Genomic DNA, 24,029 nt, shown 5'->3' on the forward strand with positions numbered 1-24,029 from the left:
AAAGTATAAACGCGGTAAAGAGAATCGGGATGGGCGGAAAAGGCCTTGCCCGCGCAAGCAGACGATGCGGCTCTAATGAAGCTTCCGCATCGGCCTCCGCTCCGAACGGCGGTAGGCGCGCGGAGTCGTCCCTTCCCATTTCTTGAACACCTTGATGAAATAGCTCTGGTCGTGAAAGCTCAGCCATGCGGCGATGTCGGCGACCGGATAATCGGTCAGGGCCAGCAGCTTCTTGGCTTCCTCGATCCGCTCGCGCTGGATGTAGTCGGAGAGGGTGAGTCCGACCTCCTTCTTGAACAGTCCGGACAGGTAATTGGGGCTGAGATGAGCGCGCTCGGCGAGCCGTCCCAGCGTCAGATCGCCGTACAGCTGGCTCGCGATCTCATGCAGGCAGTCCTGCACGGCCGGCGAATAATGGCCCCGGCGCACCTGCGCCACCCGGTCGACGAAGTCGAACAGCGCCTTCGTCATGACGGCTCCGACCTCCTGCAGCGAGCCCATCTCCTCCAGCTGCTGGATGTAGTAGTCGCTGAGCGTGAACGCGTCCTCCTCATGCAGGCCGCCCTCGACCGCCGCCCGGCAGATGAGGGCGATGCCTGTTATCATCAGGTTCTTCTCGCTGCGGAGCCGGCTGCGCTTGGCCAGCACGCCGAACTCATCCTCGCCGATGATGAATTCCATCGCGAAGGTGCGCATCCGCTCCTTCTCCCCGGTCCGCACATAATGCAGCAGGACGCGCTCATGGGCCAGGTTCGCATGGAGCAGCCCGCTGCGGCGGCCGCGGGACAGCTCTGCGTCCGACTCCGATTCCGCCTTCATGGCTGCAGGCTCTTCCGGGGGAGCTTCGGCAGGCAGGCTCGCGGACAGATCGACAGGCTGCCGGCGGATAGCATAGTGGACCATCAGGCTGAGCGCGCGGGCGCGTTCCGGAGGCAGGAGCGGCACCTCTTCGTACAGGTCTAGCAGCGGGCGGCGATTGGCCGCATGGAGGTTCTCCAGCTCTTCGCTCCACAGCCCGTCATGGGGACGCTCCTGCACGAGAGGGCCGAGCACGAGCGTGCCGGCCAGACGCTCCTCGTCGAGCGCGTTCACGAAGAAGTATTGCAGCCGGGAGCGGGTGAAGTGGACCGGCCGGTCGGCGGCATAAAGCGCATATTCGTAGCCGGATACCTGTCCGCGGACGAAGGAAGCGAAATAAGGGTTGGTCCGAAGCGAATCGTTGGCGTATTCGGCTTCGATCCTCCTCCCCGGATGGATGACGAAAACCGGCACCCCCAGCGCATCATGGAGAAGCCGGCCAAAAACGGCCAGCTCCGGCAGCTTGTTCATCTGTACCTCGACCTCCCGAGAATTTCAGCCAATAGAATGAGTAGAAAATACTACAAATCGGAGAAAACTACAATTATCCTTCATGTAAGCGCCTTACAATATAGAGGCAGAACCGATGGAACTACACTCCGGAAAGGAATGAACGCATATGTTGGACCGTAAAATTGCAGTTGTGACGGGAGCGGGAAGCGGCATCGGCCGCGCCACCAGCTTGAAAATGGCAGGCTACGGAGCGAAGCTCGTCGTCGTCGACTTCAACGAGGCGACAGGCCAGGAGACGGTACGCCTCATTCAGGAGCAAGGCGGCGAAGCGATCTTCGTGCAGGCCGACGTATCGAAAGCCGAGGACGTCCAGCGCTATGTGCAGGCGGCCCTGGAAGCCTTCGGACGCATCGACGTGTTCTTCAACAACGCAGGCGTCGTGCAGAAATTTTCCAAGCTGGCGGATATCGAGGAGAGCGAGTTCGACCGGATCATGAGCGTGAATGTGCGCGGCGTATTCCTCGGCATGAAATACGTCCTCCAGGTCATGGAGAAGCAGGAGAGCGGCGCAATCATCAATACCGCCTCCACCGCTGGCGTGAAAAGCGAGCACAGCGCTTCGGCGTATTCCGCCAGCAAGCATGCGGTCGTCGGCCTGACGAAGGGCGCGGCGATGGAATACGTGAAGAAGGGCATCCGCGTCAACGGCATCTGCCCGGGCGGAGTCGAGACGGCGCTGACGAAGGGCGTGGAGCAGGCGTTCATGTCCGGAGGCTACGTGCCGGAGGAAGTCGCCAACATGCGGATGGGGCGTTACGCGCAGCCCGAGGAGCTGGCCGAGGTCGTCTGCTTCCTCGCTTCCGACCGCGCCAGCTACATGACCGGCTCGATCGTGCTCGCCGACGGCGGACTGACCCTGTAAGTTGACGTCGAACAGCCGAAGCGGCTTGGCCGCTTCGGCTTTTTTTATCCGCCTGAGCCTGCCTGTAGAATTCGATCCCGTCGGGCCATCGATATCCCTGTCTCGAATCGTCCCGCCGCAATGCTCCGTCTGTCTAATCCCCCGCTCCAAGCCGGCCATCATGTCCACCTGTCCCGACTCGCACGTCCCGCAGCCGATCCGACCTGAATAGGCCAGGAGCGGAATCGGCATCCTAGGGTTGAACCTGCGCATCTATTCCTCTATAATACTGAATAAATGTTCAGTATTATTTCACCGCCCGAATCGAGGTGACGCCACGGTGAACAAAAAGCAGCAGCAGACCGAGCAGACAAAGAAAAAGATCGCCGAAGCAGCGCGGACGCTGTTCATTCAAAAGGGATACAAGGCCACATCGATCGACGAGATCGTCAAGGCGACCGGCTGCAGCGCCGGCAACATCTATTATCATTTCAAGAACAAGGAAGGCCTTATTCTCCATCTGCTGGACGAATGGAATCAGGAATGGGAAGAGACATGGCTGGCGCAGGAGCATCGCTACGAGACCGCGATCGAGAAGCTGTACGGGATGGCCGAGCATCTGGCTCTCGATCAGTGGAACCACCCTCTGGCCAAAGCCGTCGACGAGTTCTTCAACCTTTCGGACAAAACATCGGATGTGGAAGAACGGATGAGCGAGATCGTCCAGGGGTATCTTCTCTTCAACCGCCAGCTGCTCCAGAAAGGCATCGACAGCGGAGAGTTCGCCGTCGCGGACGTGGATGCCGCGGCCATGATTCTGGACAGCCTGCTGTACGGCCTCAGCCAGCATACCCGGCGGATGCGGCGCGACGAAGCGCTTGCCGCATATCGAACGGCCATGGAGATGCTCTTGCACGGCATCGCCAAGGCGGCCCGTTAGCCGCCTTTTTTTCGCCATAATCTAGAACGGATATTCAGGATTCAATCGCACTTATACGGGGGGATCGACATCATGACTCTATTGCTGAAAAAACGCGGAGCCATCCTGCTCCTTATGCTCAATCTCTTTTTAGTGTTTACGGGGATCGGCCTCGTCATTCCGATCATGCCGAAGTTCATGGAGCTGCTCGGCATCAACGGCAGCCTGGTCGGACTGCTTGTAGCCGCCTTCTCGCTTACCCAGCTGCTGTTCTCGCCGCTGGCGGGTCGCCTGGCCGATGCTTTCGGCCGCAAGAGGATGATCGTCGCCGGCATGACGGTGTTCGCCGTGTCGGAGGCTTTGTTCGGAATGGCCGAGCAGCCGTGGCTGCTGTTCGCCTCCCGGCTGCTTGGCGGCGTCAGCGCCGCCTTGATCATGCCGGCGGTCATGGCTTACGCGGCGGACGTCACGACCCGCGAAGAGCGCGCGGCCGGTATGGGCTACATCAACGCGGCCATTACGACCGGCTTCATCATCGGGCCCGGAATCGGCGGCTACATCGCCGAGTTCGGCCTGCGCGTCCCTTTCTACGCCGCAGGCGCAGCAGGATTGATAGCGGCCTGCCTCACCTTTTTCGTCCTGCAGGAATCCAAGCCGGCCGCCGAGGCCGAAGCGCCGGCCGATGCAGCGCCTTCTCCGGTCAGGCCGCAGAAGGGCCTGGTCGCCCAGCTCCTGACCGCCCACCGCGAGCCTTATTTCCTCAGCCTGATCGTCGTGTTCACGTTGTCGTTCGGACTCGCCAACTTCGAGACGGTGTTCGGCCTGTTCGTGGACCATCAGTTCGGATTCGGGCCGAAGGACATCGCTTTCATCATCACGTTCGGTTCCATCGCCGGCGCCGTCGTCCAGGTGACCGCCTTCGGCTGGATCCTGAATCGGTTCGGCGAGAAGCGCGTCATCACCACCTGCCTGCTGTTTGCCGGCATCTTCATCCTGATGACCTTGTTCGTGCATACGTTCTGGCTCATCTTCGCCGTGACCTTCATCGTCTTTCTGGCGATTGACATTCTGCGGCCCGCCATCAGCACCCAGATGTCCATGCTCGCCAAAAACGAGCAGGGCTACGTGGCCGGCCTGAATTCGGCCTTCACCAGCCTCGGCAACATTGCGGGACCGATCATCGCCGGTGTCCTGTTCGATGTGAATATTCATTATCCGTATACGCTCGCCAGCATTGTCCTGCTGCTCTGCTTCGCCATGTCGCTGCGGATGGAGCGCGGACGCCCGCGGGAGACGCCGGAATCCGGACGGCTGCCGAGCTGATCGGACCAATTGAAATCATCCGTTCCGGCGTGCCGGAACGGCTTTTCAAGGCTCAGCTTGAGTCATCGAGCTTCCTTTTGTTTGGAGCCATACAGCTTATATTCAACTATCAATGGAAGTGCTGCTGGGCGCGGCCGGTTAATGCTGCGGGGCTATATTGTTGTAGATAACGTCAGCCGTCACCTTGCCGGCGCTGAGATCCTGAGAAGTATATCCGGACACGGCATTCCCGACTTTAAATTCCTTCTGCAGCAGCTCTTCCGATGGCTTGGCCGCTGTTGGACCGTCGATGCCCAGCCTGGTCCGATCACTTATCGTCACCCACAGATTGCCGATCTTGAAGCTTTTGCCGTCCGGACTCACTTCGGAGATGACGCCATCAATATTTACCGCGGCTTTCCCCATGGCAGGAGGCTTCGTTGCGGCTTGCGTAGGCTGGGGAGCCGTCGTCGGAGCCGTCGGGCTCATCGTCAGGATGCCGACCGTCGCCACTGCGCACGCCGCGATCCCCATCGTCCAGCCGGCCGCCCTTCTTTTCTTCGCGTTCTCCATTTGCCGTTCCCCCTTTTGACTGTTCTTCTCGAACGGAGTTGTCCTTTCCATCTCCCGCATCAGCTTCTCATACGTCGCTTCCTTGAAGTCCTCGCTGGTCTGCACATTGGACATCGCCGTTTTATAAACAGATTTCTTCATCCTCCATGCCTCCGATCTTCTCTTTTAAGAGGGCGCGTCCTCTTGCCAGCCATGTTCCTACCGTTGCGGGCTTGGACTGCATGATGACGGCAATTTCCTGGATCGAATAACCTTCATAATAGTGCAGGTGAATCGGGATCCGATATTTCTTGTCCAAGGCGAGCACCGCCTGCAAAATCTCGTTTTCCTCCCTGGCGAGGCAGCTGAGGTTTTCCGGAACCGGGTTTCTGCTCCTGAACCATCCCGTTTTCAGCATATTTTTGCTTTTATTGATCGCGGTTCGAATCAGCCACGCCTTTTCATGCTCTCCGCTTTCGAATACAGGGCGCTTTTGCAAATAGGCGAGAAACACTTCCTGCGCCACTTCTTCCGCATCCGCTATATTTTTCAAATAGGCAAAGGCGATTTTGATCAGGCTTTGCGAATATAAGTCCAAGGCCCGCCGCACAGATTCATTGAGCTCAAATGAATGGCGCACATCCGTACCCCCTTTCCCTATGAATACAACTGAGGGCCCCTTTATTTTTCATTGCGGCCGATTTTATTTTGGCGAATGGCAATTTCACGCCTTTCATGGCTATGAACGCAAAAAAGGCCGCAGACGACTGCAAGCCAAGACGGAAAGGCGGTTTCTATTTTTGTCCATTAATATTAAAAATATGGAATGCCGATCCGAGATTAGAGAAGAAGACAATCGGACCAACCATCGGGATAGGGGTGCATTTCGGATGAAGATCTACAGCTCGAGCCAGCATGACGTGAATATATACCTGAATTCCAAGCAGCCTGCCGACAAGCCGGCCTTGGTCGCAGGCACGATGCCCGAACTGCCGCATGACACGGATACCGTGGCGATCAGCCCGGCTGCCAGAGAGCTGGCGGCATCCGATCTGGTGAATCATTCGGCGATCTACTTTGGAACCGCCCAAATCAACGATTCGCTGAATCGCCTGCTCGACGGTCAGCCCCCAGAGGTGAAGGAGGCCGCATACGGCATCATTCAATCCAATTTCATTACAGACGTGTCCGGGGAAGAGGAGCGGGCGGCTTTGTCCGAATTAGGCCTTGCGCAAGCCAAGTATATGGCGGACAACTACATGAAGGGGAACGATGCGGTTGAATTCATGCAGACCATCCGTCAAATCGGAGCGATTGCCAAAACCCGAACCGCAGACCCTGATACGAATGAAATCCGTTATGAAACGCCGCCGCAAAGGCCTGTTGGAGCTCCGGACGACTATATCGATTTGGCTTATATGATGAAGAAATTCGAGCCGAAAACGCTGGACAAGCTGCAAGAAGCGATAGCCGGCGGAAAAGACTGGAACAGCATTCTGCAATCGTTCGCCAGGACCGTTTCGGCCCGCAAGGATTGGATGCAGGAATACCGGCAAGCGGCAGGCCAGCAGACCGGGGATATCGCCGAGGCGGGCAGGTTCGGGAAGGCCTCTACGGCCGGCATGGCTGAGTTTGTCCACGATATCAAAGCCGTCATCGCCAATGCCGGATTTGAGCAGCCTGATTTCATCACAGGCAATATAGAAGCTTTTGTGCGGACGTTGGGCAGCGAGAAGTCCCTTCGGTAATGGGCAGCGAGAACAACGGCGTGCAGCCTAAACAGCTGTCTCGAGCGCCGTATCCCGCATCAGCGCTGACCGATATCCCCCTCGCATCTCAATGCGCAGGCGGCTCCACGGAAGCGTCCAGCTTGCCCGCTTCACGGAACATCAGCATTCCGATGAGCAAGGAGACGATGCCGATAATGACCACGAGTGCTCCGATCTCCATGCTGTATGCGGCAATCGAACCATGCCGGAATGCCATGCCGCGAATGGCGCGGTTCAGCCCGTTCATCGGCAGCGCCCATGCGGTCACCTGGAAGAATACAGGGAACGCCAGCGGGCTCAGCTGAACTCCCGTAGCTAGAAACGAGGGATAGACGACAAGACTCGTTCTTGACCCGACTTTGGACGCATCCTTGGCCGTATAACCGATCAGCATCCCCATAAGAGACAGGGCAAAGGAATAGACGAGCAAGGGAATCATAAAGAGATGGAGCTCCGCTTCAAAACGCATATTCCCAAATTGCTTCAATAGACCATAGCTCAAAATCAAGGAGCATGCGGTCAATGCCGCGTAAGGCACGCTGCGAACCCAGAGCTGGACAGGCGAGGCGCCGTCCGCAAGCAGCTTTCCTTCCTTGCGAAGCCGAGGGGCGATCGATCCGGCCGCATTCGTTGTGATCATGAGCACAATGATATTCACGAATCCAAGAACCATCGTGCCGGCATAACTTGTCGTCGGATTGAACAGCATCCGCTGATGGAGAGACAAGGGGGACAAGAGCCCCTTGGCCGTCTCCGCATCCATTCCGCCCTGAGCGAGCCGTGTCACGGCAAGAGCCGTATTCTCCGTTGCCAGAATTTCTTGAATCGCGGTGCGGATCCCCGTAAGCCCTGTGGGCATGGTATTGTCCATGAGAATTCCGATCGTCGAGGACTTCCCTTGCAGCTTGTGCTGCTCCAGTCGATCCGGCAGCATGATGACCGCCACCGCCTGCTCGTTGGCAAGCAAAACCTCGGGATTCATGCGGCTTGCCCGTACAGCCGCGACCTTCATGTATGGGGACGCGTTTATCGTGGAGATCAGCTGCCGCGAATAAGCGCTGTGATCCTCGTCAATTACAACAACCGGGGATTCACTGATTTGATTTTGGGAAAACATTAGCCCAAAAAACAAAGCTGCGATCAGCGGGCCGATGAAAACCGCAAGCAGGAACTTGCTCCCCGCCGCGTATTTCCATTCCTCAATCAGCGATTTCATCAAGGTCCACCTCCGCAGTCATGCCCGGAAGAAGGCCGGAGTCTGCACGTATGGATATCCGGACAAGGAACATGCTCAGGTCAGCCTGCCCTTTCTCACGCGTCATGCGCATGCTGGCGAACTGAGGTGCGGCCGAGATCGAAGCGACAACGCCATCTCCCTCAACAGGACGCTTTAAATAGGGAAAATGGACCTTCACGCTTTTATCGACCTTAAGCTTCTGAATTTCTCCTTCCTGCACATAGAGATCCGCATAATAAGCGCTCCTTTGCACGACAGCAACCGGCATGCCCGGCGCCAGCTCATCTCCCGCGTTTATCAGGATTCTGCTCATGAGTCCATCCTCCGGAGATAGCATATCCACTTCGGCTCCTTCGGCTGACTTGACCTGGAACAGAATGTCGCCCTGCTTGATAGCATCGCCGGCGAACGCATGGATATGAACGATTTTTCCCGAGGTCTTGTCATATACGACCGTCTTTTGCTCCGCTTCAAGCACGCCTTGTTTTCGGCTCTCCGCCTGACTGACGGCATCCTTGCCCGCTGCAGCAAGAAGCGCGCCTCCGGCAATGACCGCAACGGCAATTCCAATATACAGCCCCAATCTAAGCTTCATGCTGCCCTCCCCCTCTCCATGAGCGCTCCCTAGCGTGCTGCTCTTTGTTGCTGTCCATCGCAAGCTTGCGAACGGCGTTCTCGGCTGCCTCCATGATCACCTCTCCCAAAGTGGGATGGGGATGGATGGTCATAGCCAGATCCTCGACGGTCGCCCCCATCTCGATGGCCAGGGCAAGCTCCGATATGAGCGTCGACGCTTCTGCGCCTACGATTTGCGCTCCCCTTACGATTCCCGACGAAGGATCTGCGATCAATTTGACGAACCCTTCCGGCGCCTGGAGCGCCAATGCTCGGCCGTTGATGCCGAAGGAGGACTTGCCGATGACAACCGGAATAGCCGCTGCCCGCGCATCCGCTTCGCCGAGCCCGACGCTGGCTAGCTCCGGCTCGGAAAAGACGACCAGCGGAATCGCTTTGTAGTCGACTGCAGAAGGCTTGCCTGCGATGGCTTCTGCGGCTACCTTAGCTTCATAGGAAGCTTTATGGGCGAGCGAAGGTCCCTTGGCAACGTCGCCGATCGCAAAAATATGCGGGATAGCCGTTCTGCACTGGCCGTCGGTTTCAAGCTGTCCCTTGCTTGTCAGGGGCAACTTGATGCGCTCCAACCCCAGGCTCCCGTCTGTATTCGGCTTTCTGCCTACCGTCACGAGCACATGCTCCGCGTCAATCCGATGAAGCTCCCCGTTTTTCAAATAATGTAGAGTGAGGCCATCCGCTGTCTGCTCTGCCTTTACGGCTGTCGCCTCTGTCAGGATCGTGATGCCGTCGGCTTGCAGCTGCCGGATTACAGGAGCGGCAAGCTCCGCCTCGAATCCCGGCAATACTCGTTCCCCTGCCTCCAGCATCGTCACCTTCGTTCCGAAGTTGGCATACATCTGTCCGAGCTCCACGCCGATGTATCCTCCGCCAATGACAACCAGACGGGTTGGAATATGAGAGAGCGACAGCGCTTCGGAGGAAGACAAAATACGGCCGCCGAACGGCAAGGCCGGGAGCTCGATCGGACGGGAGCCCGTTGCCAGTATGGCGTGTTTGAATGAAATCACCCGATCTGTCCCTGTTTGCTTGACGGCCGCTGTATGCTCGTCGATAAAGCCGGCCTCTCCTTCCAGAATCTGCACTCCTGCCGCATTCAACAGATAGCGGACTCCTCCGGCCTGCTTCGTCACGACACCTTGCTTGAATGCTTGAGCATTCGAGAAGAAAGCCGAGCCCTCTATCTGGCCCCAGTGCCTGCTGGACGCGTAGCGGTGCGCTTCCGCAATCAATGCTTTGGAAGGAATGCAGCCGACATGAGTGCAGACTCCGCCCAGCTGGGCACGCTCGACGATCGACGTCTTCATTCCCAGCTGCGCACATCTCCGTGCAGCCTCATACCCTCCCGGACCCGACCCTATGACCAACGCATCAACCGCTTCAAGCTTTCTCATTGCCTAGCACCTCCAAATAAATGCGCCCCCAAAATATGATGAACATAATATATTATAATCATCATATTTTAGAACGGTCAATGGCCTTATTTCCTTTCCATCCCCGATCGTCGCCAAAAGCAGAATTGACTCCTCTAATTATGATCATTATAATATTTTAAAATCGATACGTTTCGGAGTGATGGAGATGCCTTATCCCGAAGGCCATAAACTGAAAGTCAGAGGCAAGATCATCGAAAGCGCCGCTCAAGCTTTTCGTACGAATGGAATCCGCGACATCAGCGTCCCTTTCATCATGAGAGGAGCCGGATTGACTCATGGAGGATTCTATACGCATTTCGACAACAAGGAGCAATTGGTCGCCGAAGCCTGCCGGTATGCCATCGATGACACGATTGCGCTGCTGCAGCAAGCCGCTGACCGGGAAAAGGAAGAACACAAAATCGATGCGGTCATTGATTACTACTTAAGCCCATATCATCGTGACCGAACAGAGATGGGCTGCATCCTGCCTGCCTTGTCCAGTGAAATATCCCGTTCCTCCGAGGAGGTTCGGCAGGTGTACACCCGCGAGCTGGAACGAATGATCGGCTTTATTTCCCGTACGGCAAAAATAGACGCCGCTGCAAGCGGCGCATTGCTCAGTACGATGGTCGGAGCGCTGCTGCTGGCTCGATCCGTCGCGGACCGCAAACTCAGCGACAGCCTGCTCGAGGCAAGCAAGGAGCAGGCCAAGAGATCGATGAAGGTCTAGCATGGCGATCGGGCTCTCCAGATTATCCGGCGCATGCTTCAAAAGAAAGCCCCTTCCATCCAGGAAGGGGCTGCTTACGGGCAACCTGCGTCGCTAGAGCAAGAATTACTTCGGATTACCTGGTGATACTTCCATTCGCGCACCGTTAGGTTTTGGCGAAGAGCCTGCTCCTTTGAGCCTGCCTATCGTAGCCGTAATGCCTTCCTCGTAACTCGTGGCCGCGATCGGACCGATTCGTCTCGCATACTTTTCCCCGCTGAGACGCAGCGGCTCCTTGGTCAGGTAGAGCATCTCCACCACTTCCTTCATGGCCGGCACGAAGAGTCCCAGCAAGGACAGGCCGACCCGGCCGAGCGGAATCACAGGCTTGGATACGCCGCTCGCCAGTCTGGCGATGCGGACGATCTCAGCGCCCGTTATTTCTCCCGCGCCAGGCAGGTTCCATTCCTCTCCATAGGCATCGTCCCTCAGTGCGAGCTCTACGGTCATTCTGGCCGCATCCGGCAAATACACGTATTCGCGGGGCACATGCATGTTTCCAATGAACATGGCCGGCTTTCCGGCCGCGACGGCTTCCATCGTAGAGCCCAGGTAGGAAGCTTGATTCGCAGACGGTCCGTAATAGTCCGGCAGCCGGACGATCAAGGGACGGGCATGTCCCCACCGCCGGTCGAATACCATTTGCCCATACTTCAGCCTGATCCGCCCTTTGCGGGTATGAGGCTCCTTGGGATGGGATTCGTTCACCCATTCGGCCTGCCTCTTCCCGTAAGGGTAAATCCCGTCCATGACGACGATCTTCAGACGCAGCCGATTCGCCGCCTCCATGACGGCCTCCCCCAGCGGAAGCAAGCGCTCGGCCATGTCCTGGTAGGGAACGTTGGCGCAATGGAAGAGGACATCGGCTTCCTTCGACGCGGCTTCAACCTCATCGGCAGAGAAGGCGTCTCCCGTCGCCAGCGTCAGTGCGGCGGGATTGCCGAGCTCCTCCGCCAAGCGGCTCAGCTTGCGGAGTGAACGGCCAAAGGCAATGACCGGGATCCCCCTCCGGAGCAGCTCCTCCGTGACTGCCGCACCCGTTCCTCCAGTAGCTCCGATGACAATGGCTTTGTTCATGTCATTTCCTCCTTAAATGTGATTGATCAATCACTAACTTTTGAATTCACTATATCGCTTTGTTAGTGATTGGTCAATCACAACTTTTTGAGAAGGAAGGGCTGATCGCTCAGCCCTTCATCAGTTCCGGCATATTCAAAGCCATGGATACGTTGCAAAGCATTCCCCGGGCCAGAAAAAGCATCGTTCGATCTTCCGGATCCGGAATCCCCGCCGCCCGGAACGAATCCTGCACCAAGCGGCGGACTTCTCCGAGTCCTGCCTTCATCGCCGTCCGGATCGGCTCCTCCAGCATCGTCTGAGCCTGCATCTGAAGGAGCGTCTCCTGTCGGTGGGACGAAAGAATCCGCTCGTACGCGGAGATCAGTTCCCTTTCCAGCCTCTCGCCGGTCGAGGAAGCGATCACCTGCCGGAACGATTCCGCCACCCGTTCCCAGGAAGCCTCCAGCGCAGCGAGCAGCAGCGCCTCCTTGGTCGCGAAAAAGCGGAACACATAAGGCTGGGAAATGCCTGCCCGCTGGGCGACCTGCGCCGTCGTCGTCCTGTAATACCCCGCTTCCGCGAAAACCTCGATTGCCGCCGATATGATGTCCGATCGCCGATTGGCCGATACGGATTCGTTTTTTGCCATGCCAGAACTTCCTTTCAATAAAAGTGATGAATCAATCACAATCAAAGTGTACCAGCAATTCATGCCGGGAACAAACGAAGAACAGGCCGCCCGGAAAGTCTTCGCCGCTTGTATCGGCTTGAAGGGACGCCGTATACTTAGTGGAATCCAAGGACAAGCTTATCTGATTCAAGGAAGGAACGATACCGACCCATGAATAGCAATCTCCGCTTGATTATCGACACCGACACGGCCGGCGACGACGTCACCTCCCTGCTGTTCGGCATGCTTTGGCCAGGCGTGAAAGTAGAAGCCATCACGACGGTAATGGGCAATATTCCCGTCGGCCAATGCACCCTCAATGCGCTGACAACCGTGGAGCGGGCGGGGAAGGGCGGACAGGTGCCCGTCTTCCAAGGCTGCGATCGGCCCCTGCTCCGCCCTCTGGTGCAGGCAGCTTACGTTCACGGCTCGGACGGCATGGGAGAATCCGGATTCCCGCCTCCCTCGCTCAAGGCGGGGGACGAGCATGCGGCGAACGCCATCGTCCGGCTGGTCAACGAATACCCGGGAGAGCTGGAGCTGGTCGCTCACGGCCCGCTGACCAACCTCGCCGTAGCCTACATGCTGGATCCATCCATTGTCCGCAAGATCAAAAAAGTATGGGTCATGGGCGGCTCCTGCCACTTCCGGGGCAATATCACGGCAACGGCGGAATTCAATTTCTACGTCGACCCGGATGCGGCCCAAATGGTGTTCCAGGCTGGCTTCCCCATCGTCATGATCGGATGGGACATCTGCTGCCGCTACGCCCTTGTCGGCGGCGAGGATCTGGCCAAGCTCGAGCGCATCGATACGCCGATCGCCCGCTTCTATCGCCAAGTCAACCGCAAAGCGCTCGCCTTCAACCTCGCGAACGGTTTGAACGGCGTGACCCATCCCGATTCGGTCACGATCGCCATGTGCATCCGGCCGGAGCTGATGCTCCGCTCGCAGCGCTGCCATGTGGAGATCGAGTGCCATAGCGAGAGCAACCGCGGCTTCAGCGCCGTCGACACGAGGCCTGCTCCCGAGAACACGCCCGCTTGGAGCGGCGGCGAAAGAACGAGCGCCGAGGTATGCCTGGAAGCCGATTACGACTTGTTCTACCGCATGCTGACGGCGATGCTCAGCGGCGACTATCGAGAATTCGTGTAGCTGTTATCGACGGACGGACATCCTTTTTGAAAAGTCCGCACCGTTACCAGAGTTCGCTTGCGAGCCGATTCGAAAGAAAAAGATGCGGCCGAATCAGCGGTTGAAGCCTCGAACCGCTCCGCTGCGAACCTAAAAATCGCCGTCCGATTCCCCAAAGGAATCGAACGGCGATTTTGGCATTCCTTGCATCGTCCAAAGCAAAGAGCTCGATTGGCAAGCAAGAATTGAACAGCGTCGCTCAGCGGTCTCCCAAAGCCTGCTCGATACGCTTATCCGGCACGAACCAGATCACCGCGACGAGCACGAAAAAAAAGCCGGATATCCAAGGGCTCGCATATGCGGTCAAGACCGCGAGCAAGTAGAGCAGCGGAGATAGCTTGCCTTTCCAGTCTTTGCCCATCTGCATGACAAAGGAGGAATCGCCGGCATGCTGGTTCATGATTGCGCGCTGAAGAAGCCAGTAGGAGAGCGCCGCCAGCAGTAGAATAATCCCGTACAGAGCTGTCGGAGTCGCTGCAAAATGGCTTTCTCCCATCCAGGCTGTCGTGAACGGAATAAGGGATAGCCAGAAGAGAAGCAGCAGGTTCAGCCACATCAGCCGCCCGTTCATCGTACGAACCATGTGCAGCAGATGATGATGATTGTTCCAGTAGATGCCGACATACACAAAACTGAAGATGTAGCTGAGAATTTTCGGGCCGAGCCCGATCAACGCATGCCAGTCGTGGCTCTCCGGCACTTTGAATTCCAGCACCATAATGGTAATGATAATGGCCAGCACGCCATCGCTGAATGCTTCCATCCGATTCGCTCTCATTCGCCTCACCTTTTCTCGCTTCCGCGCTCGTTCAACTCTTCTCGAAAGCGATGCTCCCGATCAGCCTGCCTTGATGGCGGCTGGATTTCCAGCCGCAGCTAGGCTGGCCGTACAAAATGCTTACGCCTCTCCTTCGAGTACCTTGCCCAAAGCGTCCAGCATGATGGTTGTCCCGTGTTCCCGTATTTCCGGCGTATCGTGTCCGTCAAGAAACGCGCCTTGCTCGGTGAAGATCAGCTTGGTGCCGCCATCCACCTCGATAAGCTCGACCGTCGTCATCGAGACGGAGATCCGTATATCATTCGAATCCATGGTGTAGGTATACACGATGCGCTGCTCCGGAATCAATTCCTGGTAGCTCGCATCGAAGGTGAAGATCGGCCCTTCCGGCGGCCCGCCCCTGCTGTACTCTCGCCCGCCAACCCGAAAATCGAAGATGTCCGGCTTGGAGAACCATCCGGCTTTCGCAACCGGGTCCGACCAAGCCTGATACACCCGCTCCGGCGACGCGGCATAAGTCCTCTCGACGACAAAGGTCGCATGCTTCACAAATCGTTCGTTCATTGATCTTCCTCCTTAGGTTTCGTCACTCTGCTTCTCGGCAAGAAAGTCTCCCAACTGATCCAGATTCCGCTCCCAGCTCATCTGCCGCTCGAGGACGGGCTTCTCAAATCCCGTCTTCATCGCTTGCAGAAGGCTTGTGAAGTCTTCAACCGTTAGTGGCGCCTTGCCTTGCATAAGCTTGGATACATGTCCCAGAAGCTCTAATCGTTTCTGCTGCATTTGGATCTGCTCTTTGATCCGGCCGATCTGCAGCTGGACGATCTCAAGCGGACTGATCCACCCGCCGCCGAGAGCGGACTTGATCTCCTCCAGAGACAGCCCCAGCTCCTTGAGCGATAAGATCTGGTGCAAATATGACAGATCCGCTTCATTGTACAGCCGGTGGCCGGATTCCGTCTGCCCCGATGGAGAGAACAATCCGATCTGGTCGTAATACCGCAAGGTTCGAACCGTAAGACCCGTCAGATTGGCGAGGTCTCCGGTCTTCCACTGTCTCTTCATTCCCCTCTCCATTCTTTGGCGCTAGCTTTCTACCGGTATCTTTATTGTGCAACATGACGCAGCGTAAGGTGCAAGCGGAAACATCGGCATTCTGCCAAGAACTTTTTCGGCGCGGAAGATTCATTGAAACTCGACATCGGTAACAAATGGGCTTTGCTGGATTAGAGGCAGCAGTTGCTCCGCATCGCAGTTTCCAGGCAGCTTGAGGGTCATTTCCAGCAGGAGTTCAGACGATTCCTTCACCTTCTCGGTATGAAAATGCAAAACCGTGATCTCTTTTTCGTTCAGGAAGCTCTGAACAGAGTCCATCGCGCCGATTTCATTATTCAATCGGATCGTCAGCTGTTCCGTTCTCGGTGTTTTCAACACCTTTATTTTGCTGTGCAACAATTTCTGAGCGATCAAAATAAGAATAGTCGTACCGGCGCCCACGATGTAAAGACCGGCGCCAATGGCCATGCCTATGCCGGCAGTCGACCATATTCCCGCAGCTGTCGTCAAGCCCTTCACCGTCTGCCGCTGCATGAAGATCATGCCGGCTCCGAGAAAGCCGACCCCGCTGACGACTTGAGCCGCGATTCGCGACGGATCGAGGGCGATGCCATTTTTGCCGATCACGTCTCCAAAGCCGTATTTGGATATCAAGACCATAAGAGCCGCTCCGACAGCAACGACAAAATGAGTTCTGATTCCCGCTTCTTTCATTCTGTTTTTCCGCTCGTACCCGATAAACGCTCCGCAAACGCCGGCCAATACAACCCGCAAGAGAAATCCGTACTCCATGAAACTCCTCCTTGTCCCCCCATCGTCATTGGGATCCGAATGGTATTCATTAGAAGATACCATACTCCTGAACTGTTTTTGTAGAAATCAGCCTTTTCCTCCAGCTGGCGTTGCAAGCGAAACCAGCCCTGTCCGAGCAAACGTCTCTGGAAGAGCATGCTGCGCAAGGCCGGATGGCGCTTGAAGGCTGTTGTGAAACCAAACGGTTCGACCTATCAGGAACAGGCGCAGAAAGCCCGCTTCGCAAATTCTCGCCGGACACGTTATGATGAATAGAGCCGTTCAAAAACGGGGCGGTTGCAAACAATCCGGAACCGGAAGAGAGTCCGGTGTCGATAGCAGGGCACTTGGAGGAGCAGAGGCGAGCCGCAGGATTCGCTGACGAATCTTTTGCCGTTCGACTGAAGAATGCTGGAGCGAAGGCGGGATGCAGCTTGACGTGGTTGCTCATTATTGTTGGAGTCATTGCGGTTGTTTATGTAACGTTTCTAATCTATCCGGCGTTAGGCGGACGGGTATCCCGCGAGGAGCGCTTGAAGTTCGCATCAAAAGAAGCTTTATATTCGGGCCGTCGGTTCCACAACCTCATTGATACCCCCATGGCGGCCGGTCCTGCCACTATGGTTGCCGTGGCGAAGGAATACCTCAAAGGCGGGAACAATCGCCGGCCCGCAGCGGTTCTCTCGGCCGACAAGGTGGATCCGGGCGCATTCGCGGGCTCCGAGGGGACGAGCATCATCTGGTTCGGACATTCGACGTTCCTGCTTCGCATAGAGGGGCAGACGATCTTGGTCGATCCGATGCTAGGCCGCGCGCCGTCGCCCTTTCCGCCAATCGGCGGCAAGCGGTTCAGCGGCCAGCCGCCGCTGGATGCCGGGCAGCTGCCGCCGCTGGACGCCGTCTTGATTACCCATGATCACTACGATCATCTCGACTACGGCACGGTGAAGCGGATCAAGGACAAGGTCGGCCGCTTCTTCGTACCGCTCGGCGTACGGACTCATTTGATCCGATGGGGTGTCGATCCCGACAAGATCGAGGAGCTTGGCTGGTGGGATGGCGCCGATCTGGGAGGATTGCAGCTTGCTTGCACGCCGGCGCGGCATTTCTCGGGCAGGCGCGGAGTGGATTCGAATGCGACCCTCTGGTGCTCGTGGGTCGTGAAGGGCCGGCACGCGAGCGTCTTCTGCAGCGGAGACAGCGGTTACGGCCCCCACTTCAAGGAAATCGGCGACCGGCATGGACCTTTCGACGTCGCTTTGATGGAATGCGGCCAGTACGATGCAAGCTGGGAGGCCATTCATATGATGCCGGAGCAGACGGTTCAAGCCCATCTTGATGTGCAGGCGAATCTGCTGATTCCGATTCACTGGGGCGCGTTTACGTTAGCGCTGCATCCATGGACCGATCCCATCGATCGAGTCGTTGCAGCGGCACGCCGAGAGGGAGTCGCGATCGCAACTCCTAGGCTCGGACAGACTCTGGCCGTCGGCGCACCCGAAGAGATGACGGCGGCTTGGTGGAAATAGCGGGCCGGACGGCTTGAGCCCTATCAGGAGAAGTCGGACTGGCGGCCCTTTTTGACTGGCGCTCATTCCGTCTGTCAAATAGCCCCCAAGGGGTCCTTTTTGGAAAATATTTAAAAGGTGTTACTTGGAATTGCTGAGTAATCCAAAGCTTTGAACGGGATGGACATACAAGGGCTTCCCGGCTTTCGCAGGCTGGCACGACCACTAACTCATGCTTGTACTTGTTCATCACGACAAAAAGAGCCTGCTTCATGATCGAATGGAAGCAGGCTGGATACCAGGCTTACAGGTCTTCCCCCAACAAGGAGAAGACCTGCTTTAAGGGTGGAATTGCAGGGCTCAATCTAGCTTGGGACGCTGGGAGAAAGCCTGCCGTCCACTGAACCGCTTGATCGCCTCCTCGGTCTCCGGCTCGAAGAGATTGACCAGGTTGCCGTCGGGATCGCGGAACAGGATCGAACGGTTCCCCCATGGCATCGTCGTCGGTTCCTGTACCCATTGTTCGACAAATGGTTTCAAGCGCGCGTATTCGGCATCGACATGGTCGACGCGGAACTCGAGGATGACACTGCGGTTATCGGCTGCAACTACGGAACCGGCGCCGAACAGCTGCGCCGTCTGGGAGTGGCCGATGGCCAAGGTGCATGACGGCAGGACGAGCTCGGCAAATACAGGCGCTGGGCGCTCCGCCGAAACGCCAAGGACTTTTTCATAAAACCCGGCGAGACGATCCACGTCGTTGGTAATGATGCGTACAGAAGCGAAATTCACAAGCTATCATCCTTCCTGCAATAAAAAAAGATAGGGCGGCCTGTTTCACGGATTAGCTGGATCAGATCCTAACACTGTGCCTCCCTCACATTCAGGCGGAGCTAACGCCTGCCGCGAATTCCGGCTTGATATTCCGATTATATAAAAACGCTGCTGACAGCGTTATGTCAGGAGCGTTTTCATCTTTTTTGGGCTTTCTCACGAATCCTATCCCGGAAAGAGTATTGACAATTTATTACACTCTATTTAGAATGAATGAAAGCAAGCACTTGCATTAAGGAGTAGACTCATGAGCGCTCATCCAACGACAAGCGAAAAAATATTGCTGGCCGCCATAACCCTCATGGCGGAAAAAGGTTACGACGGCACCACGACCAGAGAGATCGCGTTAGCTGCCGGGGTGAACGAGGTCACCCTATTCCGGCATTTTGGAACGAAAGAAAAGCTGCTTGAGGCTGCTTTCAGCCAGTTTCACTATGGCAATGAAATGACTAAGCTTTTCAGCGAGGGACTTAAGGGAAATTTGTACGAGGATCTGCTTACACTTAGCCGAACGTATCATAGCCTTATGAACCGGAACAGAAACCTGATTTCAATCGCACTCAAAGGAAGCCATACCCTGCCTGACTCTGTTCTCCAAGAAGCTTCGCGCAATCCGAAGCAGCTGAAAAATCTGCTCGCGGATTATCTGACGAAAATGTCATCCGAAGGCAAGGCGGCATCCTCCAATCCAGAAATCCAAGCCTTATCGTTCATGTGGATGAATTACGGGGCTTTCATCAGTACACTGAATGCCAAGGAAGCGGTCTCGGAAGCTGCACGGGACGAATTTATTGAAGAGAGCGTCCACCTATTTGCCAAGGCTCTAAGCCCTAATGCTTGAGCAGCTCCGAATGGAGCTTTTTTCAAACGAATAATGAAAGTATGTGCTTGCATTCATTCATGCAAATCTTCACATACCATCCAAACATGAAAGGTGAGATTCGCAATGAGGAGTCCGTCTTTTCCGTACGAAAAAAAGCGTCAACGAGTGCTTGGTCTAGAGATGGCCTACGTGGACGAAGGAAGCGGCGATCCGATTGTTTTCCTGCATGGCAACCCCACTTCCTCTTATCTCTGGCGTGAAATTCTTCCTTATGCTCAAGATTTCGGCCGTTGCCTTGCTCCTGACCTCATAGGCATGGGCGATTCCGACAAAATTCCCCTCAGCGGCTCCAGCTCTTACACCTTTGTAGAGAATCGTCGATATCTCGATGCCTTTTTGGATCAGCTTGGCATTCGCAAGCGGGTCACTTTTGTTGTGCATGATTGGGGGTCGGCCCTGGGATTCGATTGGGCGTATCGCCATCCGGAAGCCGTTAAAGGAATCGTCTATATGGAGGGAATTATAAAACCTCGCCGTTGGAGCGAGCTCCCGGAAAGGGGGCGAGCTATTTTCCAGGCATTACGATCCGACAAAGGAGAGCAGATGGTGTTGGAACAGAACTCTTTTATCGAGACCAACCTTCCAATCGGCATTCTGCGCAAGTTGACGGAGGAGGAGATGACGGAATATCGCCGTCCCTTCTTGCTGCCTGGCGAAGGACGCCGCCCGACGTTGACCTGGCCTCGACAGCTTCCGTTTGATGGAGATCCGGCAGATGTGACCGACATCGTCGCCGCATACGGAGAGTGGATGGCGCTGAGCTCGGTCCCGAAGCTCTTCGTCAACTGCGATCCCGGCACGATGCCGGCATCTCATGTTGAGTTCTGCCGTACCTGGCCCATGCAAACGGAGATCACCGTCCGCGGACTTCATTATCCCCAGGAAGATTCGCCTCATGTAATTGGCGAGGCGCTTGCTGCCTGGCTGAAGAATTTAACCTAGCCGTCAAGGGCCATCCTGAAGCGGATGGCCCTGTCTTTAGTTAGGCTTGCCGCCATGTTCGGATCCGCCAGGCAAGCCGATCCCTTCCAAGGGGCATCGATGGCTCAGTATTCTCCTTTAATGACGAAGAACGTGCCACGTATGGTCCCGGCCAGCTTGGACTTCTGTCTGGCAAATTTGAACTTCTTCTCCTCCAGCTCCCGGGGTACTTCCATCCCCTCGGACAGCTTGAATCCGACGGCCCGCTTCTTAGGATCATCCACCGTATACATGACGTTGATCGCCAGGCCATCCTCATAAAAGACGAAGGCCCATTTGATGTTTTCCACTTGAAAACGCGAGGTTTCCAGAGGCTTGGCCGCAAACTCGATCCCTCGCTCTTCTTTCAAGACCCGCCTCACGTAATCAAGCGTCTCCTGGCTGTCGCCGGCTGACACGACCGTGAATTCGTGCTTGTATTTATTCATGAAGTAGCGGGCTTCATTGGCGCGCAATCCCGCAAGCGCTTCTGCAACCGGCGAGGATTCCAAACCAGCCGTGGACACGTTTTTGAAATCAACGATAGGGGACATTCCGCATTCCTCCTTTGGTCTTGTTTACTTCTTCACAACCGGAATCCACATTTCTCCATATACCACGCCATCTCGCCGCCCCATCTCAACCGTTGCATTAGGTCCGCCGACATAGGCGTACTGATCGGCTGCCGGCAAGACCTGGCCAAAGGCAATGCCGGTGAGGGTGCCGCTCAACTCATCAGCCGTCTTCCCTTCGCCTTTAACGACGAGATAGTGTCCCTTGGGAAATTGGATCACTCTGTGTTCTTCGGGCACCGATGAATCCGTCATGACGCCGGCATAATGCATCATCTTGTGATTCACCGCTTCGTTGACGGCAAAAATATAGTCGTTCGCCGCAATTGCCTTTAACGTGTCCAGCCTTCCATCCTGCTCCACTGCCCGCCAAAAGCTTTCCTTCTCCTTGTTGATGCCGGCATAGTCCGTGTAATCGCTCTTCAGCTCTGTTCCAATCCCAAGCACGATAAAACCGTCTTTTTCCTCAAAAGCATGCGCAGCCATCATCCCAGCTCCCTTTTTTTGAATGGATCCATTGATTTGCTAATGGACTTGATGGGTTTATAATAATCATAAATCATGTCAAAATATGAACCTGTTTAGAGGGCCCGATGAAAAAAATAGAACGGATCAACATCATCATGCGGTACATCAACAACCGCGCTCATTTTACGATTTCGGAAATCATGCGCGAGTTCGACATCTCCCGTTCGACGGCGATTCGGGATATCAGGGAAATTGAAGCGATGGGAATGCCGCTAGTCGCCGAGGTCGGGAGAGACGGGGGTTATTTTGTGATGCACAACTCCGTCCTGCCCGCTGTCCGCTTTACCGACAATGAGATTAAAGCTCTTTTTATCGCCTTCATGGCCACGCGGAATCTGCAGCTCCCTTATCTCAAGAGCCGCCATTCCTTGGCGGAAAAACTGCTCGGCCTCATCTCCGAAAACCAGCAGGATGATCTTGTTCGGTTGAATCAACTGCTGCTCTTCGAAGGCACCAACCCCCACAATCCTGACCTGCTTGATCTATCCGATCTGCCCCATCCGATGTTGGAGCAACTTATCCAAACCCTGCTCGCAGACAGCTACTTAGTAGTATCGGTCGAAGAAGGAGGAGTAATACAGTCTTATCCCATCTATCTCATCCGCCTGTATCGTGAAAAAAGCTCTTGGCAGATCGAAGGCTTCGACCTTGAAGAGGAAAGGAGGAGGATCATTTCTGTCGACAATCTCACCGATGTCAAAACGTACCCCGAAAAAAAGAGAATCAGCAGGAAGAAGATCGCCGACCAACTGAGCAAGCAGGCAGAAGCCGTCAATCTCATCCTCGAGCTTGGTCCCAAGGCGATTGCCCAGTTCAAAAAGTATCATCCATTGAAAGTGACCCTTTCATACACGAATCCTTATCAAACGACGGCTATTTTGAAAACGTTCATCCATGTTCATCATCCGGACGAAATGGATGAATTCACCAATTGGCTGCTTTTCTTGGGTGAAGATATCAAGGCCAGGGAAATACCGAAAGAAGTCGTGGAGGGCCTGCAGGGGAGATTGGATGTGATCCGGTAACGCATCCTCGACCGTGCAGCCCAGCCCGCTGCGCATACGGCTCCATCAACGACCTCCCGATTCGTTTGAAATGGCGAAAGGAGCTGCCGCGGCAGCTCCTTTGTCGTCCGATCGTCGGAGGGATCAAACTCATTTGCGCCTTTGCCGCCGACGATGCCCGGTTGCTTGAGTACGGCGACTGCACCTTTCGCCCGCAAGGAGCCGAATCAGGTCGGCCATTTGTGAAGAGGATCATTTCAGCTCATAATAATCCATCGTCGAGGTCTCAACAAAACCGCAGGATTGATAAAGCCGGAGCGCATTGGCGTTTTCCACGGCCACTTGCAGCATAATGTCCCCTGCGTTCGCTTCCTTCAGCTTCTCTATCGCCTTCAAGAGAACCGCTCTTCCATATCCCTTGCCACGATGCTCGGGCAGAACGCCCAGACCGTAGATGCCTCCAATGCCGGGCGACAGCTGGGTATGGACTTTCCCGATGATCTGCTGGCCGACTTCCGCAAGATAGACCGTCATGCCCCTCTTCTCTTCCTCTTCAGGCAGGATCATCCCTTCCGCCAGTCCGCTTTTCTCCTCTTCCCCTGGGTGGTCTCCAAAATAGATCGCATTCTGCCTGTGAATCTCCCACGCATCGGCATTCGTCGCCTTCCGAATTATAATGCGCTCTAAATTAGGGTGCGTCTCCGGCTGATTGCCACGAAGAAACATTTCATGCTCCGAGTGATGGTATGTTGCTCCAGTTCCCCGGATGAAGGCTTGCCCGGCTTCTGACTTGCGTTCGCTCAAGAGAAGCATCGGTCGGGATCGGCGTCCCCGCTCTGCCATAACCAGCCTGCCAAGTGTCCCAAATACACCCTGAAGCCTGTATTCGGGGTGCACCATTCCATTCACCTCGAGCGGAGCTCCTGCGCCCCCGAACCCGCAAATTCCCATATAGCCGATCAACTCATGTCCGTCGAAGTACATGAATTCATTGATCTGGCGGATTCCGCTGGAATCCCTCCCTGAATGTACACCAAGCTTGTAGTCCAGCTCGAGCTTCAGCGCCGTCTCATCTACGCGGATGCAACGTTCCTGGAGGCTGTTGATCAAGTCGTAGTCTTCTTGGCCGATTCCTTCTCTGAGCTTCAACCACGGGTTACGGATTGGCTTCATTATGTACCCTCCTCTGATCCGGTTGTGATGCTCAATAACCCACCGATTTCCGTCCAGTAAGAATATTTTCCTGAAGAAAATCACTGCCTCTGTTTTTATACCAAACCATTGCGCTGAAAGCATCCTGGATGTCATAAAATGAAATGATTCTCTCCAGATCGATCATAGGCCGAATCGATTGATCCCCTTCAAGAACGTCTCGAATCT

General features: G+C 55.7%; 26 protein-coding genes. 10 read left to right on the plus strand and 16 right to left on the minus strand.

Features of this window, described 5'->3' with window-relative positions; all coding sequences use genetic code 11:
- Window positions 1-72: 72 nt before the first annotated feature.
- Window positions 73-1,329 (minus strand): helix-turn-helix domain-containing protein, encoded by a 1,257-nt coding sequence (locus CIC07_RS24585; protein ID WP_076357317.1) that lies wholly within the window; start codon window positions 1,327-1,329, stop codon window positions 73-75.
- Window positions 1,330-1,477: 148 nt separating this feature from the next.
- On the opposite strand from CIC07_RS24585, the gene CIC07_RS24590 reads away from it, so the two are divergent.
- The 3 genes from CIC07_RS24590 to CIC07_RS24600 all read left to right on the plus strand — a co-directional run bounded on the left by CIC07_RS24590 (window position 1,478) and on the right by CIC07_RS24600 (window position 4,454).
- Window positions 1,478-2,233, plus strand: coding sequence for an SDR family NAD(P)-dependent oxidoreductase (locus CIC07_RS24590; RefSeq protein WP_076357315.1), 756 nt, complete (start codon window positions 1,478-1,480; stop codon window positions 2,231-2,233).
- A gap of 319 nt (window positions 2,234-2,552) precedes the next feature.
- Window positions 2,553-3,152 (plus strand): TetR/AcrR family transcriptional regulator, encoded by a 600-nt coding sequence (locus CIC07_RS24595; protein WP_076357313.1) that lies wholly within the window; start codon window positions 2,553-2,555, stop codon window positions 3,150-3,152.
- A 72-nt stretch (window positions 3,153-3,224) separates the two neighbouring features.
- Window positions 3,225-4,454 carry an MFS transporter gene (locus CIC07_RS24600; RefSeq protein WP_076357311.1) on the plus strand — a complete coding sequence of 410 codons (1,230 nt, stop codon included), beginning with the start codon at window positions 3,225-3,227 and terminating at the stop codon, window positions 4,452-4,454.
- Between the two features lie 138 nt (window positions 4,455-4,592).
- Here CIC07_RS24600 and CIC07_RS24605 read toward each other — a convergent pair whose 3' ends face one another.
- Window positions 4,593-5,147 carry a hypothetical protein gene (locus tag CIC07_RS24605; protein ID WP_076357309.1) on the minus strand — a complete coding sequence of 185 codons (555 nt, stop codon included), beginning with the start codon at window positions 5,145-5,147 and terminating at the stop codon, window positions 4,593-4,595.
- A complete protein-coding gene (locus CIC07_RS24610; RefSeq protein WP_076357307.1) occupies window positions 5,128-5,625 on the minus strand; it encodes an RNA polymerase sigma factor in 498 nt (165 codons plus the stop codon). Before CIC07_RS24610 ends, CIC07_RS24605 begins: the two co-directional genes overlap by 20 nt.
- A gap of 250 nt (window positions 5,626-5,875) precedes the next feature.
- Between CIC07_RS24610 and CIC07_RS24615 the strand changes: the two genes are divergently transcribed.
- Entirely contained in the window at window positions 5,876-6,733 is an 858-nt protein-coding gene (locus CIC07_RS24615) for a hypothetical protein (RefSeq protein ID WP_076357305.1), read from the plus strand.
- A gap of 88 nt (window positions 6,734-6,821) precedes the next feature.
- Here the strand turns inward: CIC07_RS24615 and CIC07_RS24620 are convergent, their stop codons facing one another.
- The 3 genes from CIC07_RS24620 to lpdA form a co-directional block, all read right to left on the minus strand.
- Window positions 6,822-7,970, minus strand: a complete 1,149-nt coding sequence (locus CIC07_RS24620) for an ABC transporter permease (RefSeq protein WP_076357303.1) — start codon at window positions 7,968-7,970, stop codon at window positions 6,822-6,824.
- Complete coding sequence (locus CIC07_RS24625) at window positions 7,954-8,469, minus strand: biotin/lipoyl-containing protein (protein WP_234992951.1); 516 nt, start codon at window positions 8,467-8,469, stop codon at window positions 7,954-7,956. Before CIC07_RS24625 ends, CIC07_RS24620 begins: the two co-directional genes overlap by 17 nt.
- A gap of 106 nt (window positions 8,470-8,575) precedes the next feature.
- Window positions 8,576-10,018 (minus strand): dihydrolipoyl dehydrogenase, encoded by a 1,443-nt coding sequence (lpdA, locus tag CIC07_RS24630; protein ID WP_076357299.1) that lies wholly within the window; start codon window positions 10,016-10,018, stop codon window positions 8,576-8,578.
- Between the two features lie 187 nt (window positions 10,019-10,205).
- On the opposite strand from lpdA, the gene CIC07_RS24635 reads away from it, so the two are divergent.
- Window positions 10,206-10,772, plus strand: a complete 567-nt coding sequence (locus CIC07_RS24635; RefSeq protein WP_076357297.1) for a TetR/AcrR family transcriptional regulator — start codon at window positions 10,206-10,208, stop codon at window positions 10,770-10,772.
- A 105-nt stretch (window positions 10,773-10,877) separates the two neighbouring features.
- On the opposite strand, the gene CIC07_RS24640 is transcribed toward CIC07_RS24635, so the two are convergent.
- Window positions 10,878-11,888: an SDR family NAD(P)-dependent oxidoreductase gene (locus tag CIC07_RS24640; RefSeq protein WP_076357295.1), complete on the minus strand. Its 1,011-nt coding sequence runs from the start codon at window positions 11,886-11,888 to the stop codon at window positions 10,878-10,880.
- Window positions 11,889-11,997: 109 nt separating this feature from the next.
- A complete protein-coding gene (locus CIC07_RS24645) occupies window positions 11,998-12,519 on the minus strand; it encodes a TetR/AcrR family transcriptional regulator (RefSeq protein WP_076357293.1) in 522 nt (173 codons plus the stop codon).
- 192 nt (window positions 12,520-12,711) lie between these two features.
- Here CIC07_RS24645 and CIC07_RS24650 point away from each other — a divergent pair, with 192 nt between their 5' ends.
- The gene (locus CIC07_RS24650) at window positions 12,712-13,695 is read left to right on the plus strand and encodes a nucleoside hydrolase (protein ID WP_076357291.1); all 984 of its coding nucleotides are present in this window, start codon (window positions 12,712-12,714) and stop codon (window positions 13,693-13,695) included.
- Between the two features lie 238 nt (window positions 13,696-13,933).
- Here the strand turns inward: CIC07_RS24650 and CIC07_RS24655 are convergent, their stop codons facing one another.
- From CIC07_RS24655 to CIC07_RS24670, 4 genes are all read right to left on the minus strand, one after another.
- Complete coding sequence (locus CIC07_RS24655; RefSeq protein WP_076357289.1) at window positions 13,934-14,512, minus strand: TMEM175 family protein; 579 nt, start codon at window positions 14,510-14,512, stop codon at window positions 13,934-13,936.
- Between the two features lie 120 nt (window positions 14,513-14,632).
- Window positions 14,633-15,076, minus strand: a complete 444-nt coding sequence (locus CIC07_RS24660) for an SRPBCC family protein (RefSeq protein ID WP_076357287.1) — start codon at window positions 15,074-15,076, stop codon at window positions 14,633-14,635.
- A 12-nt stretch (window positions 15,077-15,088) separates the two neighbouring features.
- Complete coding sequence (locus CIC07_RS24665; protein WP_076357285.1) at window positions 15,089-15,577, minus strand: MerR family transcriptional regulator; 489 nt, start codon at window positions 15,575-15,577, stop codon at window positions 15,089-15,091.
- 120 nt (window positions 15,578-15,697) lie between these two features.
- The gene (locus CIC07_RS24670) at window positions 15,698-16,360 is read right to left on the minus strand and encodes an MgtC/SapB family protein (RefSeq protein ID WP_076357283.1); all 663 of its coding nucleotides are present in this window, start codon (window positions 16,358-16,360) and stop codon (window positions 15,698-15,700) included.
- 434 nt (window positions 16,361-16,794) lie between these two features.
- Here CIC07_RS24670 and CIC07_RS24675 point away from each other — a divergent pair, with 434 nt between their 5' ends.
- Window positions 16,795-17,889, plus strand: a complete 1,095-nt coding sequence (locus CIC07_RS24675) for an MBL fold metallo-hydrolase (RefSeq protein ID WP_076357281.1) — start codon at window positions 16,795-16,797, stop codon at window positions 17,887-17,889.
- Window positions 17,890-18,228: 339 nt separating this feature from the next.
- Here the strand turns inward: CIC07_RS24675 and CIC07_RS24680 are convergent, their stop codons facing one another.
- Window positions 18,229-18,660: a VOC family protein gene (locus tag CIC07_RS24680; RefSeq protein WP_076357279.1), complete on the minus strand. Its 432-nt coding sequence runs from the start codon at window positions 18,658-18,660 to the stop codon at window positions 18,229-18,231.
- A gap of 289 nt (window positions 18,661-18,949) precedes the next feature.
- Here CIC07_RS24680 and CIC07_RS24685 point away from each other — a divergent pair, with 289 nt between their 5' ends.
- Window positions 18,950-19,543, plus strand: coding sequence for a TetR/AcrR family transcriptional regulator (locus CIC07_RS24685; protein WP_076357277.1), 594 nt, complete (start codon window positions 18,950-18,952; stop codon window positions 19,541-19,543).
- A gap of 162 nt (window positions 19,544-19,705) precedes the next feature.
- On the plus strand, window positions 19,706-20,527 hold the full coding sequence (locus CIC07_RS24690) for a haloalkane dehalogenase (RefSeq protein ID WP_234992950.1): 822 nt from the start codon (window positions 19,706-19,708) through the stop codon (window positions 20,525-20,527).
- 104 nt (window positions 20,528-20,631) lie between these two features.
- Here the strand turns inward: CIC07_RS24690 and CIC07_RS24695 are convergent, their stop codons facing one another.
- A complete protein-coding gene (locus CIC07_RS24695) occupies window positions 20,632-21,099 on the minus strand; it encodes a DUF8821 family protein (RefSeq protein ID WP_076357273.1) in 468 nt (155 codons plus the stop codon).
- Window positions 21,100-21,123: 24 nt separating this feature from the next.
- Entirely contained in the window at window positions 21,124-21,603 is a 480-nt protein-coding gene (locus CIC07_RS24700) for a GyrI-like domain-containing protein (protein WP_076357998.1), read from the minus strand.
- Between the two features lie 107 nt (window positions 21,604-21,710).
- Between CIC07_RS24700 and CIC07_RS24705 the strand changes: the two genes are divergently transcribed.
- Window positions 21,711-22,670: a helix-turn-helix transcriptional regulator gene (locus tag CIC07_RS24705; protein WP_076357271.1), complete on the plus strand. Its 960-nt coding sequence runs from the start codon at window positions 21,711-21,713 to the stop codon at window positions 22,668-22,670.
- Between the two features lie 231 nt (window positions 22,671-22,901).
- Here the strand turns inward: CIC07_RS24705 and CIC07_RS24710 are convergent, their stop codons facing one another.
- Window positions 22,902-23,822 (minus strand): GNAT family N-acetyltransferase, encoded by a 921-nt coding sequence (locus CIC07_RS24710; RefSeq protein WP_175619191.1) that lies wholly within the window; start codon window positions 23,820-23,822, stop codon window positions 22,902-22,904.
- Window positions 23,823-24,029: the final 207 nt, after the last annotated feature.

Origin of the sequence: Paenibacillus sp. RUD330, from assembly GCF_002243345.2 — a bacterium.
Taxonomy (GTDB): Bacteria; Bacillota; Bacilli; order Paenibacillales; family Paenibacillaceae; genus Paenibacillus_O.

Excerpts from the sequence above, each read along its gene's own strand:
- CIC07_RS24605 (WP_076357309.1), bottom strand. The coding sequence starts at position 5,147 with ATGAAGAAATCTGTTTATAAAACGGCGATGTCCAATGTGCAGACCAGC.
- CIC07_RS24640 (WP_076357295.1), bottom strand. The coding sequence starts at position 11,888 with ATGAACAAAGCCATTGTCATCGGAGCTACTGGAGGAACGGGTGCGGCA.
- CIC07_RS24590 (WP_076357315.1), top strand. The coding sequence starts at position 1,478 with ATGTTGGACCGTAAAATTGCAGTTGTGACGGGAGCGGGAAGCGGCATC.
- CIC07_RS24670 (WP_076357283.1), bottom strand. The coding sequence starts at position 16,360 with ATGGAGTACGGATTTCTCTTGCGGGTTGTATTGGCCGGCGTTTGCGGA.
- CIC07_RS24650 (WP_076357291.1), top strand. The coding sequence starts at position 12,712 with ATGAATAGCAATCTCCGCTTGATTATCGACACCGACACGGCCGGCGAC.
- CIC07_RS24635 (WP_076357297.1), top strand. The coding sequence starts at position 10,206 with ATGCCTTATCCCGAAGGCCATAAACTGAAAGTCAGAGGCAAGATCATC.
- CIC07_RS24585 (WP_076357317.1), bottom strand. The coding sequence starts at position 1,329 with ATGAACAAGCTGCCGGAGCTGGCCGTTTTTGGCCGGCTTCTCCATGAT.
- CIC07_RS24695 (WP_076357273.1), bottom strand. The coding sequence starts at position 21,099 with ATGTCCCCTATCGTTGATTTCAAAAACGTGTCCACGGCTGGTTTGGAA.
- CIC07_RS24665 (WP_076357285.1), bottom strand. The coding sequence starts at position 15,577 with ATGAAGAGACAGTGGAAGACCGGAGACCTCGCCAATCTGACGGGTCTT.
- CIC07_RS24685 (WP_076357277.1), top strand. The coding sequence starts at position 18,950 with ATGAGCGCTCATCCAACGACAAGCGAAAAAATATTGCTGGCCGCCATA.
- CIC07_RS24615 (WP_076357305.1), top strand. The coding sequence starts at position 5,876 with ATGAAGATCTACAGCTCGAGCCAGCATGACGTGAATATATACCTGAAT.
- CIC07_RS24700 (WP_076357998.1), bottom strand. The coding sequence starts at position 21,603 with ATGGCTGCGCATGCTTTTGAGGAAAAAGACGGTTTTATCGTGCTTGGG.
- CIC07_RS24705 (WP_076357271.1), top strand. The coding sequence starts at position 21,711 with ATGAAAAAAATAGAACGGATCAACATCATCATGCGGTACATCAACAAC.
- CIC07_RS24600 (WP_076357311.1), top strand. The coding sequence starts at position 3,225 with ATGACTCTATTGCTGAAAAAACGCGGAGCCATCCTGCTCCTTATGCTC.
- CIC07_RS24660 (WP_076357287.1), bottom strand. The coding sequence starts at position 15,076 with ATGAACGAACGATTTGTGAAGCATGCGACCTTTGTCGTCGAGAGGACT.
- CIC07_RS24710 (WP_175619191.1), bottom strand. The coding sequence starts at position 23,822 with ATGAAGCCAATCCGTAACCCGTGGTTGAAGCTCAGAGAAGGAATCGGC.
- lpdA (WP_076357299.1), bottom strand. The coding sequence starts at position 10,018 with ATGAGAAAGCTTGAAGCGGTTGATGCGTTGGTCATAGGGTCGGGTCCG.
- CIC07_RS24690 (WP_234992950.1), top strand. The coding sequence starts at position 19,706 with ATGGCCTACGTGGACGAAGGAAGCGGCGATCCGATTGTTTTCCTGCAT.
- CIC07_RS24655 (WP_076357289.1), bottom strand. The coding sequence starts at position 14,512 with ATGAGAGCGAATCGGATGGAAGCATTCAGCGATGGCGTGCTGGCCATT.
- CIC07_RS24645 (WP_076357293.1), bottom strand. The coding sequence starts at position 12,519 with ATGGCAAAAAACGAATCCGTATCGGCCAATCGGCGATCGGACATCATA.
- CIC07_RS24620 (WP_076357303.1), bottom strand. The coding sequence starts at position 7,970 with ATGAAATCGCTGATTGAGGAATGGAAATACGCGGCGGGGAGCAAGTTC.